Source organism: Micromonospora sp. WMMD737, from assembly GCF_049179055.1.
GTDB classification, from domain to species: Bacteria; Actinomycetota; Actinomycetes; order Mycobacteriales; family Micromonosporaceae; genus Micromonospora; species Micromonospora reichwaldensis.
The window spans coordinates 4,285,359-4,300,041 of record NZ_JBMHMH010000001.1 but is presented as its reverse complement, the minus strand read 5'-3'; the positions used below and the strand labels follow the sequence as shown (position 1 = coordinate 4,300,041).

The 14,683-nt window shown below is 72.9% G+C and carries 17 protein-coding genes; 8 read left to right on the top strand and 9 right to left on the bottom strand.

What is annotated here, in order from left to right; all coding sequences use genetic code 11:
- Positions 1-54: 54 nt before the first annotated feature.
- The 5 genes from ACN27A_RS18765 (at position 55) to ACN27A_RS18745 (ending at position 3,490) form a co-directional block, all read left to right on the top strand.
- A complete protein-coding gene (locus ACN27A_RS18765; protein WP_421455170.1) occupies positions 55-675 on the top strand; it encodes a helix-turn-helix domain-containing protein in 621 nt (206 codons plus the stop codon).
- Complete coding sequence (locus tag ACN27A_RS18760; protein WP_421455167.1) at positions 672-1,472, top strand: hypothetical protein; 801 nt, start codon at positions 672-674, stop codon at positions 1,470-1,472. The genes ACN27A_RS18765 and ACN27A_RS18760 overlap by 4 nt, the downstream gene beginning before the upstream one ends.
- 70 nt (positions 1,473-1,542) lie before the next feature.
- Positions 1,543-1,857 carry a DUF2516 family protein gene (locus ACN27A_RS18755; RefSeq protein WP_088998194.1) on the top strand — a complete coding sequence of 105 codons (315 nt, stop codon included), beginning with the start codon at positions 1,543-1,545 and terminating at the stop codon, positions 1,855-1,857.
- A complete protein-coding gene (locus ACN27A_RS18750) occupies positions 1,854-2,741 on the top strand; it encodes an alpha/beta fold hydrolase (RefSeq protein WP_421455164.1) in 888 nt (295 codons plus the stop codon). Before ACN27A_RS18755 ends, ACN27A_RS18750 begins: the two co-directional genes overlap by 4 nt.
- An 11-nt stretch (positions 2,742-2,752) precedes the next feature.
- Positions 2,753-3,490: an alanyl-tRNA editing protein gene (locus ACN27A_RS18745; protein ID WP_421455161.1), complete on the top strand. Its 738-nt coding sequence runs from the start codon at positions 2,753-2,755 to the stop codon at positions 3,488-3,490.
- A 79-nt stretch (positions 3,491-3,569) separates the two neighbouring features.
- On the opposite strand, the gene ACN27A_RS18740 is transcribed toward ACN27A_RS18745, so the two are convergent.
- Positions 3,570-4,265: a DNA polymerase beta superfamily protein gene (locus ACN27A_RS18740; RefSeq protein ID WP_421458523.1), complete on the bottom strand. Its 696-nt coding sequence runs from the start codon at positions 4,263-4,265 to the stop codon at positions 3,570-3,572.
- Positions 4,266-4,341: 76 nt separating this feature from the next.
- Here ACN27A_RS18740 and ACN27A_RS18735 point away from each other — a divergent pair, with 76 nt between their 5' ends.
- Positions 4,342-5,256, top strand: a complete 915-nt coding sequence (locus ACN27A_RS18735) for an SDR family oxidoreductase (RefSeq protein ID WP_421455158.1) — start codon at positions 4,342-4,344, stop codon at positions 5,254-5,256.
- On the opposite strand, the gene ACN27A_RS18730 is transcribed toward ACN27A_RS18735, so the two are convergent.
- Positions 5,247-6,233 (bottom strand): helix-turn-helix transcriptional regulator, encoded by a 987-nt coding sequence (locus tag ACN27A_RS18730; RefSeq protein WP_421455156.1) that lies wholly within the window; start codon positions 6,231-6,233, stop codon positions 5,247-5,249. The two genes, ACN27A_RS18735 and ACN27A_RS18730, sit on opposite strands and share 10 nt — an antisense overlap.
- A 53-nt stretch (positions 6,234-6,286) precedes the next feature.
- Here ACN27A_RS18730 and ACN27A_RS18725 point away from each other — a divergent pair, with 53 nt between their 5' ends.
- Positions 6,287-7,078 (top strand): EI24 domain-containing protein, encoded by a 792-nt coding sequence (locus tag ACN27A_RS18725; protein WP_421455153.1) that lies wholly within the window; start codon positions 6,287-6,289, stop codon positions 7,076-7,078.
- A gap of 1 nt (position 7,079) precedes the next feature.
- Positions 7,080-7,595, top strand: coding sequence for an O-acetyl-ADP-ribose deacetylase (locus ACN27A_RS18720; RefSeq protein ID WP_421455151.1), 516 nt, complete (start codon positions 7,080-7,082; stop codon positions 7,593-7,595).
- 9 nt (positions 7,596-7,604) lie between these two features.
- Here the strand turns inward: ACN27A_RS18720 and ACN27A_RS18715 are convergent, their stop codons facing one another.
- From ACN27A_RS18715 to ACN27A_RS18685, 7 genes are all read right to left on the bottom strand, one after another.
- Positions 7,605-8,501 (bottom strand): GNAT family N-acetyltransferase, encoded by an 897-nt coding sequence (locus tag ACN27A_RS18715; RefSeq protein ID WP_421455148.1) that lies wholly within the window; start codon positions 8,499-8,501, stop codon positions 7,605-7,607.
- Position 8,502: 1 nt separating this feature from the next.
- On the bottom strand, positions 8,503-8,904 hold the full coding sequence (locus ACN27A_RS18710) for a RidA family protein (protein ID WP_421458522.1): 402 nt from the start codon (positions 8,902-8,904) through the stop codon (positions 8,503-8,505).
- Positions 8,905-9,001: 97 nt separating this feature from the next.
- Positions 9,002-10,006: a LacI family DNA-binding transcriptional regulator gene (locus tag ACN27A_RS18705; RefSeq protein ID WP_421455145.1), complete on the bottom strand. Its 1,005-nt coding sequence runs from the start codon at positions 10,004-10,006 to the stop codon at positions 9,002-9,004.
- Between the two features lie 17 nt (positions 10,007-10,023).
- The gene (locus ACN27A_RS18700; protein WP_421455142.1) at positions 10,024-11,394 is read right to left on the bottom strand and encodes a GH1 family beta-glucosidase; all 1,371 of its coding nucleotides are present in this window, start codon (positions 11,392-11,394) and stop codon (positions 10,024-10,026) included.
- Complete coding sequence (locus ACN27A_RS18695) at positions 11,391-12,224, bottom strand: carbohydrate ABC transporter permease (protein WP_421455139.1); 834 nt, start codon at positions 12,222-12,224, stop codon at positions 11,391-11,393. Before ACN27A_RS18695 ends, ACN27A_RS18700 begins: the two co-directional genes overlap by 4 nt.
- A complete protein-coding gene (locus ACN27A_RS18690) occupies positions 12,221-13,231 on the bottom strand; it encodes a carbohydrate ABC transporter permease (protein WP_421455138.1) in 1,011 nt (336 codons plus the stop codon). Before ACN27A_RS18690 ends, ACN27A_RS18695 begins: the two co-directional genes overlap by 4 nt.
- A 75-nt stretch (positions 13,232-13,306) precedes the next feature.
- Positions 13,307-14,608, bottom strand: a complete 1,302-nt coding sequence (locus ACN27A_RS18685) for an ABC transporter substrate-binding protein (protein WP_421455135.1) — start codon at positions 14,606-14,608, stop codon at positions 13,307-13,309.
- Positions 14,609-14,683: the final 75 nt, after the last annotated feature.

Here is a 14,683-nt window from a genome sequence, read left to right as displayed (position 1 = left end):
ACTCTGGTTAGCGTTCTGCTTGCAGGAGCTAGCAGGGCGCGTTAGCGTCGGGCCATGGCCACTGGTAAGGACCTTCCCGACGTCGGCGGGTTCATTCGCGACCTGCGCCGCAACGCGAAGATCTCGCTGCGGCAGCTCGCCGAGCAGGCGGGGGTCAGCAACCCGTACCTCAGTCAGATCGAGCGCGGTCTGCGCAAGCCGAGCGCGGAGGTGCTCCAGCAGCTCGCCAGCGCGCTGCGCGTCTCCACCCCCGCGATGTACCTGCGGGCGGGGCTGCTCGACGACAAGGAAGGTCAGGGCGTGCTCGCGGCCATCTCCGTCGACCCCGACCTGACCATGGCGCAGAAGCAGTCGCTCACCCAGATCTACGAGACGTTCCGCCGGGAGAACGCGCGGCTCGCCGAGGCGACCGCGGCGGCCACCGGCGCGACGCCCACCGCCGGCACCGAGGCCGCCGGCACGGGCACGCCGGATCCTGTCGAGGCCGCGCCCGACCTGGCCAACCTCGCCGCCACGGGCCCCACCACACCGGAGGGCACCCCGACCGAGGCCGTGCTGGAGTCGGTCGCCGTCACCGAGGCCGGCCCCGCCCCCGCACCGATCGACACCCCCGAGAAGAAGGCCGCCCGCGACGCGGCCCGGAAGGCCGCCGACGCGGCCGAAGAGGAGAAGTGATGACCCAGCCGAAGACCAGCCGCATCCCGGCCCCGATCTACGCCGCCGCGGGCGCGGGCGAGCTCGCCCTCCAGCAGCTGCGCAAGCTCCCCGCCGTGGTGACCGACCTCGGCACCAAGGTCGTCGCCGACCTGGGTGGCAAGGCCGTCGTCACCGGCGTCGAGCTGCGCCAGAAGGCCAACGACACGCTGCGTACGGCGAACCTGACCGCCGAGGGCCTGCGCGAGAAGGCCGTCCCGACCGAGCTGGACCTGAAGCGCCTGCGCGAGGCCGCAGACCTGAACAAGCTGCGCGAGGTCGCCGACCTGGAGCGGCTGCGCGAGGTCGCCGACCTCGACCGGCTCCGTGCGCTGGCCACCCGCAACGCCGCCGTGGTGGTCGCCGGCGCCCAGGCCGCGCAGGAGCGGGCGCAGGCCGCGTACGTCGCGCTTGTCGCCCGGGGCGAGCGGGTCGTCGGGGCCGGCGTGCTGGAGGCCGCCGAGACCGTGAACGCCGACATCGAGGCGACCGGAGCCGAGACCGGGCCGGCCGAGGCCGTCGCGAAGCCGGCCACCGTGCGGTCCGTCACCGCCGACGTGCCGACCCAGGCCGTGACCACCGACGTGCCGAACCCGGCCGTGACCGACGAGGTGCCGACCCCGGCCGACGTGGCCGAGGTGCTGGAGGCCAAGCCGGCCGCCGCGAAGAAGGCGACGACCCGGGCCACCAAGGCCGCCAAGGCCGCCGCCGAGCCGGCCGCCACCCCGTCGGCGAAGCTGCCCCGGGCCACCAAGCGGACCCGCCCGGCCGCCGAGTAGTTCGTTGCGCCGGTGACCCCGGATGCGTCCTGTCGGACGTATCCGGGGTCACCGGCATAAGCTTGCCGACATGGCCTACGCCGCGCCGCTCTTCGCCTTCGATGTTCGCTACGTGATCGAGCTGATCCTGCTCGTCTTCGCGTTGATCGTGCAGGGCATCGCCCTGGTGCACGCCATCACCCAGCGTTCCGACGCCTTCGCCGCCATCGGCACCCTGCCCAAGGGCGGCTGGATCGCGATCCTCGCCGTCTGCCTGGTGCTGACCCTGCTCGGCTTCGGCCCGATCAGTCTCTTCGGGCTCGTCGGCATCGCCGCCGGCCTGATCTACCTGCTCGACGTCCGGGTGGGGCTGCGCGACCTGAGCGACGGCAAAGGCTTCTGGTGAGGGGTTTCCGCTGGCCGCCCCCGCCGGACGGCGGGCCCCGCACCTGGGGGCCGGGCCCGGGCGCCCCGCGTACCGGCCGACCGGCCCTGCCGGAGCCGGACACCGAGCTGGTCGCCACGCCGCACGGCGTACACCTGGAGCAGCTCGTCACCGGCGCGGGTGACCCGGTCACTGTGTTCGCCCACGGGCTGGGCAACGGCATCGCCACCACCCGGCCCTTCGGCAGCGGGGTGACGGGCCGCAAGCTGTTCTTCCAGTTCCGCGGGCACGGCCGCTCCGCCGCGCCGCCCGGCCCGTGGAGCTACCTGGACCTCGCCCGCGACCTGCGCGCGGTCGCCGACCTCGGCGGCGCCACCCGGGCCTTCGGCGCCAGCCTCGGCGCGGGCGCGCTCTGCCGGCTGCTCGCCGAGAGCCCCGAACGCTTCGAGCGACTCGTCGTCTTCCTGCCCGCGGCGCTCGACCGGCCGCGCGGCGAGGTCGCCCGGGCCCGGCTGACCGCGCTGTTCGAGGCCGTGGAGAGCGGCGACGCCGCCGCCGTGGCCGACGTGGTCCAGGCCGAGCTGCCGCCCGCCGTCCGCAACACCCCGGCCGGCTGGGCCTACCTGCGCCAGCGCCTCGACCAGCTCCTGCGCGACGGGCTCGCCCCGGGGCTGGCGAGCCTGCCCGAGCAGGCGCCCCTGCGCGACGCCGGTTCGCTGGCCGCCGTCACCGCGCCGGCCCTGGTGATCGGCTGTGCCGGCGACGACCTGCACCCGGTCGAGGTCGCCGAGCAGCTCGCCGCCGCGCTGCCCCGGGCCACCCTGCACGTGTACGACCGGCCCGGCGTCCTCTGGACGGAACGCGCCGACCTGCGAAGCCGGATATCGGCCTTCCTGAACGAGTAACGTGCCCTGACATGGGCGTCACACACCACGGTCGTACGCACCGGCTGGACCTCGCCGATCCGACACTGCGGGAGTGGGAGTGCACGGTGCTGCACGCCGATTCCGAGCAGGGCATCGTGCTGGACCGCTCGGCGTTCTATCCGGGTGGCGGCGGGCAGCCGCCGGACCACGGCGTACTGCTCTGGCAGGGGGTGCAGACCCGCATCGCCGGCACCCGCAAGGGCGACGACCTCTGGCTGATCCCGGTCGAGGGTGACCCGTTGCCGCCGGCCGGCACGGCGGTCACCGGCGCGGTCGAGGACGACCGGCGCACCCGGCTGATGCGGACCCACTCCGGGCTGCATGTGCTCTGCGGGGTGGTGTTCCGTGACTTCGGCGCGCTCGTCACGGGCGGCAACATGGAGCCGGGCGAGGCCCGGATGGACTTCAACCTGCCCGAGGTGCCGTCCGACTTCAAGAGCCGCATCGAGGAGCTGGTCAACGCCGAGGTCGCCGCCGACCGGGCGGTGGCCGTGCGGGTGCTGCCCAGGGCGGAGGCGCTCGCCCTGCCCGACGTCATCCGTACCCAGTCGAACCTGATCCCGCCGGAGGAGCAGGAGGTGCGGATCGTCGACATCGTCGGGCTGGACGTCCAGGCCGACGGCGGCACGCATGTCGCCTCCACCGCGCAGATCGGCAAGGTGCAGGTGGTGAAGGTGGAGAGCAAGGGGCGGGCCAACCGTCGGGTCCGCGTACGCCTGGCGGACTGAGCCTCCGCGCGGGCGTTCGCCGCCAGCCGGTCGCGGGCAACGAGTCCGACGTGCGGTGACCCGGACCGGGGCGGGTGGGTCAGGGCGTGGCGGGACCCGGCGGCAGGTGGGCGGCGCGCACGTCGAGCAGCCAGCGTTCCACGGCCGCCTCGTCCGGGCGGTCCGGCAGCGGGGTACGGATCCGGTCGAAGTCGCGTTCCGCCCCGGCGATCAGGGCCCGTGCCTCGGCCAACGCGCCGCCGGCCACCCGCTCGCCGAAGCTGCGGAACCACTGCGGGTCGGCGAGCCGGATCTCCAGCACGCCGGTGGCGTAGAGCAGCCGGCCCTGGTGCACCAGCCGGGCCAGGTGCCGGGCGTGCTTGGCGGTGCGCCGCCGGGTGTCGGCCGAGAACGTGCCGTCGCCCCGGGACTCCAGCTTGCGGAACTGCTGGCCGGCGTAGCCCAGGTAGGCGTCGCGGACGCGGGGCGCGCTGAGGAATGCCGAGCGGATGGCGACCAGCCGGTCGCCGAACTCCGTACGGGTCTCGTAGCAGTCCTCCGGCAACCAGGCCAGCTCGGTGGCGGTCGGGTTGCCGCTCAGCGCCAGGCGGCACCACTTCGCCGCCTCGTGCAGCGTGATGTCGGGGTCGGTGGTCACCACCGACTCGCGGGGCGGGCGCAGCCCGTGGAAGGCGACGGTGGGCGCGGCGAAGACGCCGATCCGGTCGACGTCGGAGCCCGGCCCGGCCAGCCCGTACGCGACCGAGCCGACGGTCCCGGAGAGCAGCAGGTGCATGCCGGCGAGCATGCCGGACGACACGGCTTCGCGAAACCGGACTTCGGCTGTCAGGTATCGCTGACAGGCTCGCCGCATGACGAAACCGCTGACAGGAAAGATCGCGCTCGTCGCCGGGGCGACGCGGGGCGCCGGCCGGCAGATCGCGGTGCAGCTCGGCGCCGCCGGCGCCACGGTCTACGCCACCGGCCGCAGCAGCCGGGCCGGCCGCTCCGAGATGGACCGCCCGGAGACCATCGAGGAGACCGCCGAGCTGGTCACCGCCGCCGGCGGCACCGGCATCGCGGTCCGGGTCGACCACCTCGTCCCCGAGCAGGTCCGCGACCTGGTCGCCAGGATCGACGCCGAGCAGGGCCGCCTCGACGTGCTGGTCAACGACATCTGGGGCGGCGACCCCCTGACCACCTGGGAGAAGCCGGTCTGGGAGCAGCCGCTGGACGCCGGCTTCCGCAGCCTGCGCCTGGCGATCGACACGCACGTCGTCACCGCCCACTTCGCCCTGCCGCTGCTGATCCGCCGCCCCGGCGGGCTGGTCGTCGAGGTCGGCGACGGCACGAAGGCGTACAACGACGACCACTACCGGCTGTCGGTCTTCTACGATCTCGCGAAGACCTCGGTCAACCGGCTCGCGTACGTCTGGGGGCACGAGCTGAAGCCGCACGGCGGCACCGCCGTGGCGCTGACACCGGGCTGGATCCGGTCCGAGGCGATGCTGGAGCACTTCGGGGTCACCGAGGAGAACTGGCGCGACGGCGCCGCCAAGGATCCGCACTTCCTCATCTCGGAGACCCCGGCCTTCGTCGGGCGCGCGGTCGCCGCGCTCGCCGCCGACGAGGACCGGGCCCGCTGGAACCAGGCGTCCGTCTCGGCCGGCGAGCTGTCCCAGGTGTACGGGTTCACCGACGTCGACGGCAGCCGGCCAGACGGGTTCCGCTACATCACCGAGGTGGTGGAGAAGGACAGACCGGCCGACGTGACCGGCTACCGCTGACCGGGCGCCACCCGGTAGACCGCGGCGGACCGCCTGGCGGCGTCGACCATCAGCTCCCGCAGGTCCGGCGGGTCGAGCACCTCCACCTCCGGCCCCAGGGACAGCAACTGGGGGTACGCGACGTCGACGGACTCGACGGGCAGGCGGGTCACCACCCACCCCTGCCCGTCGGGCTCGCCGGCCGCGGCGAGCGCCTCGTCGTACGCGAAGGGGGCGTCGGCGACGAAGCGGAGCCGGCGCAGGCCGACGGGGCTCAGCCGCACCGTGACCTCGGCCCGGAGCATGCCGCGCAGGAACTCCTCGGCCTGCTCCCGCCAGTAGCCGGCCAGGTCGAAGCCGGCGTCCCGGTCGAAGGTGGCGGTCCGGACCCCGACGTGGGTGACCCGGTCCACCCGGTACGTGCGGTACGCGCCGCCGACCCGGCCGACCAGGTACCAGACCCCGCTCTTGAGGACCAGCCCGTACGGGTGCGCCTCGCGTTCGACCTCGCGGTCGCCGCGCCGGTAGCGCAGCTCGACGATCCGGTCCCGCCACACCGCGCCGGCCAGCTCGGTCAGCCACGGCGGTGGCCCGGACTCCCGGAACCAGCCCGGCACGTCCAGGTGGAAGCGCTGCCCGGTGCGCACCGGCGCGTCGCGCAGACTCGGTGGGAGCGCGGCGAGCACCTTCAGCTCGGCCGAGGCCACCGCGTCGGCGAGCCCCATGTCGCCCGCCGGTCCGGGCAGCCCGGCCAGGAAGAGCGCCTCCGCCTCGTCGCGGGTCAGCCCGGTCAGCCGGGTCCGGTAGCCGCCGAGCAGCCGGTAGCCTCCCGCGCGGCCCCGGTCGGCGTATACCGGCACCCCTGCGGCGGAGAGCGCCAGCACGTCGCGGTAGACGGTCCGCTCGGAGACCTCCAGATCCCGCGCCAGCTCCGCCGCGGTCATCGTCTCCCGCGCCTGGAGCAGCAGGACCAACGAGATCAACCGGGCCGCCCGCACCCGTCCATCCTGCCCGGTCGCCCGGTCGCCCGTGCCCACTAGGCTCTGCGGTCGTGAACGCACCCCGCATCGCCGCTCCCGTGACCGGCGCCGCCGGCCGGTTCTTCACCGGTGTCGGCCTGCTCCTGCGCGGCCTCGGCCTCTACGTCCGCAGCCCCGGGCTGATGCTGCTCGGCGTCATCCCGGCGTTGATCTCGGGCGCGCTCTTCGTGGCCGCGTTCGCCACCCTGGCGTACTTCGTCGAGGACCTGGCCGCGCTGGTCACCCCGTTCGCCGACGACTGGTCGACCACCTGGCGCAGCCTCATGCGGGTGGTCGCCGGGCTGGCCTTCCTCGGCCTCGGCGGCCTGCTCGCGGTGGTCAGCTTCACGGCCGTCACCCTGGTCATCGGCGACCCGTTCTACGAGAAGATCTCCGAACGCGTCGAGGAACGCCTCGGCGGCACGCCGAACGCCGTCGACGTGCCGTTCTGGCCGTCGCTGCGGCGCAGCCTCGCCGACTCCGTACGGCTGGTGGGCCTGTCGATCCTCTTCGGCATCCCGCTCTTCGCCGCCGGCTTCATCCCGGTGGTCGGCCAGACCGTGGTGCCGGTCATCGGCGCGGCGGTCGGTGGCTGGCTGCTCGCCGTGGAGCTGGTCGGGGCCCCCTTCTACCGGCGCGGGATGCGGCTGCCGGAGCGGCGGGCGCACCTCAAGGCGGACCGGCCGACCACGCTCGGCTTCGGCGTGGCGGTCTTCGTCTGCTTCCTGATCCCGCTCGGCGCGGTGCTCGTCATGCCGGCCGCCGTCGCCGGGGCTACCCTGCTGGCCCGCCGCTCGCTCGGCCAGTCCGTCACGGAGGGCTGACGTGGAGATCACCCTGGTCGGGGGCGACGTCACGACGCAGCGGGTGGACGTGGTCGTCAACGCCGCCAACTCGTCGCTGCTCGGCGGCGGGGGAGTGGACGGCGCCATCCACCGGCGGGGCGGGCCGGCCATCCTCGACGAGTGCCGGGCGCTGCGCGCCTCCCGGTACGGCCGGGGCCTGCCGACCGGCCAGGCGGTGGCCACCACCGCGGGCGACCTGCCGGCGCGCTGGGTGGTGCACACGGTCGGGCCGGTCTGGTCGGCCGACGAGGACCGCTCGGCGCTGCTGCGCGACTGCTACGCGAACAGCCTGCGGGTCGCCGACGAGCTGGGCGCGACGAGCGTGGCGTTCCCGCTGATCTCGGCCGGCGTCTACGGCTGGCCGGTCGAGGACGCCGTCCGGCAGGCCCTGTCGGTGCTCGGCTCGGCCACCCCGGCGCACGTCACCGAGGCCCGGCTGGTGCTCTTCGGCGCCGAGACCCTGGCGGTCGCCCAGCGGGTGCGGGACGCCGGCTGACCCGGACCGTCAGGCGAGCTCGCGCAGGCAGGACCAGCTCGAACCGACCGGGCGGTAGCCGAGCCCGACGTTGACCGCCAGCATCGGCGCGTTCGCCTCGTCGTTCGAGGTGTAGGCGGTGCGTACCCCGCCGGCTGCCGCGCGGTGCAGCGCCGCCGTCTTGACCAGGCGGGCCAGCCCGCGCCCCCGGTGCGCCGGCAGCGTGCCGGTGTAGTCCGACCACATCCGGTCGCCGTCGCGCTTGACGAGGCTGAACGACACGATCTCGCCGCCGGCCTCGGCCACCGTGCTGGCCGCCCGGTCCAGGCCCGGGTTGTCCCAGACCTCGGAGCGCCAGGTCTCGTAGCTGATCGAGTCGCCGGGCACGTCCTCCGGCTCGTCGGCCGCCGCCGCCACCTCGGCCAGGTGGACCCGGCGCGGGTCGAGGTCGGCAAGCGGCAGCAGCCGTACGCCCGACGGCGGCTCCGGCATCGGCGGGGCCTGCCGCAGGTCCAGCGCCGAGTAGCGCAGCTCCCGGCTCGGCGTGAACCCGTGCCGGCGGGCGAACGGCAGCGACTCCGGCAGCGCCCAGGTACGCACCCGGCGCGCCCCGATGTCGCGCAGATGCCCCAGCGCGGCGGTCAGCAGCGCGGTGCCGGCGCCACGCCCCCGGTGCTCCGGGTGCACGTGCAGGGTGGAGACCTCCCCGACGTCGGGCTCGGAGGTCCGGTCGTTGCGGTACGCCGACACCCAGCCGACCACGGTGTCGTCCACCTCGACGACGTACGCGGTCCACTGCTCGCCGGGCGGGGGCTGGGCGATCATCTGCCGGGTCGACTCGACGCCGCGTACCAGGTAGGGGTGGACCAGCGCGCGCAGTGCCACCACGGCGGGCGCGTCGTCGGGGCGGGCGGTCCGGATCCGCATGTCAGCCCTCCCCGCGTACGGCGGCGACGGCCTCGACCTCGACGAGTTGGTCGGAGTAGCCCAGCACGGCCACCCCGAGCAAGGTGCTGGGCGGGTCGTGGTCGCCGAACGCGTCGCGGACCACCTCCCACACGGCCACCAGGTCCTCCTGGCGCGACGACGCCACGTACACCGTTGTCTTGACGACGTCGGTGAGCCGGGCCCCGGCCGCCGCGAGGGCGGTCTCCAGGTTGGCCATCACCTGCCGGGCCTGGCCGACGGGGTCGCCGGGCGCGACGGTCCGGCCCTCGGCGTCGAGCGGGCAGGCGCCGGCGGTGTGCACGAGCCGGGCCGGCGTCTCGACCGTGGCCGCGTACGCGTACTCGGCGACGTCGGAGAGGGCGGGTACGCGGATCAGGTTCACGGTCACCCGCGCGACGCTACCGGCGCCCGCACAGCGCCTCCACGGATTAAATCCGGCACCCGTCGGGAGGTGTCAGGAAGGGGCCCTTCCTGACACCTCAGGCCGACTCGCGGACGATCAGCTCGGTGGGGAGCACCAGGGGTTCGATCGCCTCGCCGGCGGCCAGCCGCAGCAGCAGCCGGGTCATCTGCCGGCCCAGCTGCACGATGGGCTGCCGGACGGTGGTCAGCGGCGGCTCGGTGTACGCCGCCGTCTCGATGTCGTCGAAGCCGATCACCGCCACGTCGTCCGGCACCCGCCGCCCCGCCTCGCGCAGCGCCCGCAGGGCGGCGTGCGCCATCAGGTCGGAGGCGGCGAAGACGGCGTCCAGGTCGGGGTGCTCGGCGAGGAGCTGCCGCATCGCCGTCGCCCCGGACTCGCGGGTGAAGTCGCCGGTCGCCACCAGCTCCGGCAGGCCGGCCTCGGCGACCGTGTTGCGGTAGCCGGCGAGGCGCTCGATGCCGGCCACCATGTCCTGCGGGCCGGCGATGGTGGCGATGCGGCGGCGTCCGCTGGCGAGCAGGTGCCGCACCGCCGTGGCCACCCCGCCGACGTGGTCGACGTCGACGTAGGGCACGTCGGCGCCGTCGAGGGGGCGACCGCTGCACACGACCGGGATGCCCAGCCGGGCGAGCCGGCCGGGCAGCGGGTCCTCGCCGTGCAGCGAGGCGAAGAGCACCCCGTCGACGTGTCGCCCGGTCGTGTAGCGCTCGACCCGGTCGTGCCCGGCGGGCGAGCCGGCCAGCATCAGCACGAGCTGCTTGTCGGCCGCCTCCAGCTCCTGCGCCGCGCCCCGGATGATCCCGGGGAAGACCTGGTCGTCGGAGAAGACCCGGGTGGCGGCCTCCGGCAGCACCAGGGCGATCGAGTCGGTCCGCTGGGTGACCAGGCTGCGGGCGGCCAGGTTCGGCACGTACCCCAGCTCGGCCACTGCCCGGCGGACCGCGTCCCGGATGGGCTCGGCGACCGTCGTGGAGCCGTTCACCACCCGGGACACGGTTGCCCGCGAGACGCCCGCCCGCCGGGCAACCGCTTCCAGTGTCGGCCGCTGCGCCGTCGTCATCCCCGTTACCACCCTCGTCACAGCCCGTTCCGGGAGATCACCTCCTGGTACCACCGGGCGCTGGACTTCGGTGTGCGTCGCTGCGTCAGGTAGTCGACGTGGATGATCCCGAACCGTCGACGGTAGCCCTCGGCCCACTCGAAGTTGTCCAGCAACGACCATACGAGATAGCCCCGGAGGTCCACGCCCCGGGAGATCGCCTCGTGCACGGCGCGCAGGTGCCCGTCGAGATAGGCGATGCGGTCCGCGTCCATCACCTGCCCGGCACCGTTTGCGTCGGCCTTGTCGGGGAACGCCGCGCCGTTCTCGGTGACCATCAGCGGCACACCGGGGTAGTCCGTGGCGAGGCGTTCCAGCAGCCGGGTCAGCCCGGCCGGTTCGATCATCCACCCCATGTCGGTCAGCGGCCCGGCCGGCGGGAGAAACTCCACCGCGCCCTCGGTGCCCGGATAGGCGCTGCCGCCCCCGCCGTCCGGCCGGCCGGCGACGTAGGTGGGGGCGTAGTAGTTGACGCCGAGCAGGTCGATCGGGGCGGCGATCAGCTTCTCGTCGCCGTCGCGGATGAACGTCGGTTCGACGATGCGGGCCACGTGCTCCAGCACGTCGTCGGGGTAGGCCGCGCGCAGCAGCGGGTCGAGGAAGATCCGGTTGTGCAGGCCGTCGACGAGGCGGACCGCCGCCGCGTCCGCGGCGCTGTCCGGGTCGGCCGCGCGTACGTCGGCCGGGTTGACCGTGATCCCGACGGTCTGCGCGCCGGCCGCGCGCAGCGCGCGGGCCGCCAGGCCGTGCCCGAGCAGCAGATGGTGTACGGCGGTGAAGGCCGCGCCCGCGTCCTGCTCGCCGGGGGCGTGCACCCCGTTGCCGTAGCCGAGGTAGGCCGAGCACCACGGCTCGTTGAGCGTCGTCCAGGTGCGGATCCGGTCGCCGAGCCGGGTGTGCACCGCCGTGGCGTACGTGGCGAAGTGTTCGGCCGTCTCGCGGTTGGTCCAGCCGCCCCGGTCCTCCAGCGCCTGCGGCAGGTCCCAGTGGTAGAGGGTGACGATCGGGTCGATGCCCCGGGCCAGCAGCGTGTCGGTCAGCCGGTCGTAGAAGTCCAGGCCGCGCGGGTTGACCGGGCCGGTGCCGTCCGGCTGGATCCGGGGCCAGGCCACCGAGAAGCGGTACGCCTTCAGCCCCAGCTCCGCCATCAGCACCACGTCGTCGGCGTACCGGTGGTAGTGGTCGCAGGCGACGTCGCCGGTGTGGCCGTGGTGGACCTTGCCCGGCGTACGGCTGAAGGTGTCCCAGATCGACGGGCCGCGACCGTCGTCGGTGGCCGCCCCCTCGATCTGGTACGCGGCGGTGGCCGCCCCCCAGACGAAGTTGTCGGGGAATCGCAGAGTGCTCACGCCTTGACCGCACCTTCCATGATGCCGCCGATGATCTGGCGGCCGAACAGGACGAAGACCAGTAACAGCGGGAGGGTGGCGATGGCCGTTCCCGTGAACACCTGGGACATGTCCGTGTAGTACCCGTCGGACAGCGTGCGCAGGGCGAGCTGCACGGTCGGGTTCTCCGGGTCGTTGAGGACAGCGTACGGCCACAGGAAGTCGTTCCAGGTGGTCATGAACGTGAGCAGCCCCAGCACGGCGGCGGCCGGGCGCAGTGCCGGCAGCACGACGTTCCAGTAGATCCGCGCGGTGTTGCAGCCGTCCACCCGGGCCGCCTCGATCAGCTCGGTGCTGACCGCCTGGCCCGCGTACTGCCGCATCATGAACACCCCGAAGCCCGTGACCAGGGCCGGTACGATCACCGCCGGCAGCCGGTCGTTCCAGTTCAGCTTCGTCATCAGCAGGTAGAGCGGGATGACGCCGAGCTGGGTGGGCACCATCATCGTGGCGATGATCACCATGAGCAGCGCGTTGCGCCCCCGGAACCGCAGCTTGGCGAAGGCGAATCCGGCCAGCGTGGAGAAGAAGACCACCGAGACGGTGACCGTGACCGCCACGATCGCCGAGTTGACCAGGCCGGCGACGAAGTACGCGTCGGTGTTGTTCAGCAGCCGGGACACGTTCGCGCCGAAGTTGCCGCCGGGGGTGACCGGTGGCGGCAGCTGGCCCATCGCGTCGTTGGAGCGGCTCGCCACCACGAACATCCAGTAGATCGGGAAGATCGACAGGACCCCGGCGGCGATCAGCGCGGCGTAGGTGAGCCGGCTGGCGGCCCAGAGGCGGGTCATCGCGCTCCCTCCTTCGACTGCGCGTCCTCCTTCGGGGGCTTCGCGCCGCCGAGCCGACGCAGGAGCAGCACGTTGATCGCCGCGACGACCGCGATCAGGGCGAAGAGCAGCCACGCCACCGCCGAGCCGTAGCCGAAGTTGTAGTGGGGCGCGAAGGCGTTCTCGAACATGTACATGGTCACGGTCTGCGACTCCCGTAGCGTTCCGCCCCGGATCGGGTTGGTTCCGGAGTGGAACAGCCGGGGCTCGGTGAAGAGCTGGAGCCCGCCGATGGTGGAGATGATGACGGTGAAGATGATCGTCGGCTTGAGCAGCGGCACGGTGATCGACCAGAACTGGCGGGCCCGGCCGGCCCCGTCGATGGCGGCCGACTCGTACAGGTCGCGCGGGATGGCCTGCATCGCGGCCAGGAAGATCAGCGCGTTGTAACCGGTCCACCGCCAGTCGACCATCGTGGAGATGGCCACCCAGGACGCGAACCGGTTCGACTTCCACTCGATCGCGTCGATCCCGACCAGGTCGAGCAGCCAGTTGACCATGCCGAACTCGCGGCCGAAGAGCACCCCGAAGACGATCGCGACCGCCGCCGTGGACGTGATGTTCGGGATCAGCACCGCCATCCGGAACGTCGTCCGGGCCCGCAGTTGCCGGTTGAGCAGGTTGGCCAGCCAGAGCGCGGCCAGCAGCTGCGGGACGGTGGAGATGACGAAGATGCCGAGGGTGTTGACGACGGAGTGCCAGAAGTCGGGGTCCTCCAGCAGCCGGCTGTAGTTCTCCAGCCCGACGAACGGGTGGTTGCTGCCGAGCAGGTCCCAGTCGTGCAGGGAGACCCAGAACGTGTAGATCAGCGGGTACGCCCCGAACACCCCGAAGAGCACGAAGAACGGGGCGATGAACAGGTAGGGCGAGTACTTCGTGTCGAGGCGGCTGAACCGCATCGCCGGTGTGCGTCGACCGGTGCGGGGCGCCGGTGCGACCGGCGGGCGCGGGTCGAGCTGGACGGTCATGCCCGGACCACTCCTTTCCCGGGTGCGGGCGGAACCGGCGCCCCCGGCGCCCTCCCGCCCGCACTCCGGCTCGGGCTACTTGGCGGCGGCCTTCTTCGCGTTGTTGACCGCGTCCGTCCAGCCCTGTTCGGGCTTACGCTGACCCAGTTCCACCGTCCGGACGGCGTTCTCGACCTCGGTGCGGACGGCCTGGTTCTTCGGCCCCATGTAGACGGGCTTCAGCGTCTTGGCGCCCTCGCCGAAGATCTGCCCGACGGGGGCGTCGGAGAAGTACGCGTTCTTGGCGTCGACGATCGCGGGGTCGGCCAGCGCCTGCGGCGAGGAGGGCAGCGGGCCCTTGGCCTTGAACGCCCCGATCTGACCCTTGGCGCTGGTCAGGAACTTCGCCAGCTCGATCGCCTCGGCGCGGTGCTTGCTCTGGGCCGGCACGGCGAGCCACGAGCCGCCCCAGTTGCCGCCGTTGCCGGGCACCCGGGCGATGTCCCACTTGCCCTTGGCCTCGGCGCCGGCGTTGCCCTCGATGACGCCCGTCATCCAGGCCGGGCAGGCGATGGTGGCGAACTTGGCCTGCTTGAAGGCAGACACCCACTCCTCGGACCAGGAGCCGTACTTGCCGGAGAGGCCGGAGTCGATGATGTCCATGGTGGTGTCCCAGGCCTGCCGGACCGCCGGGTTGCTGTCCACCACCAGGTTTCCGCTGGTGTCGTAGTAGTGGTAGCCCTGCGCGTTGCCGGCCGTCTGGAGCACGATCGTGTTGAAGATGTTGGTCGCGGCGTCCAGGAACGAGGCGCCGGTGTTCTTCGCCTTGAACTGCTCACCGACCTTGACGTAGTCCTGCCAGGTCGGCCAGAGCTTCGACACGGACTCGCGGTCGGTCGGCAGGCCGGCCTTGGCGAACAGGTCCGTGCGGTAGCACATGGCCATGCCGCCGACGTCGGTGCCCAGGCCGATCAGCTTGCCGTCCTGGGTCATCCCGCCCTTCCACTTCCACTCCAGGAAGTTGCCCTGGAGCTCGGCCCCGCCGTGGTCGAGCAGGTTGACGAAGTTGTCGGGGTTGGCCTTGTACTCGACCATCAACCCTTCTTCGATGGCGACGACGTCGCCCGCGCCCTTGCCGGCGGCGAGCCACTGGGTCAGCTTCGGCGAGTAGTCGTCGAGGTTGGTGCCCGTGCCACGCTCGACGATCTTCACGTTCGGGTGGCTGGCCATGTACTCCTTGTAGAGCTCTTCGTAGCCGAACTGGCTGAACACGTCCACGGTCAACGTGATCTTGCCGTCCTCGGCGGGTTCGTCGCCGGCGCAGCCGGCGGTGGCGAACAGCGCGGTGGCGGCGACGAGGGCCACCGCCGCCAGGCGGCGGCGCGGAAAGACACCCATATCGGTCGGACCCCTCTCAGGTCGTCTGAGGTGGTGAGGCAGGTGGTGGAGCAGAGCTGAGAGAGCGCTCTCACG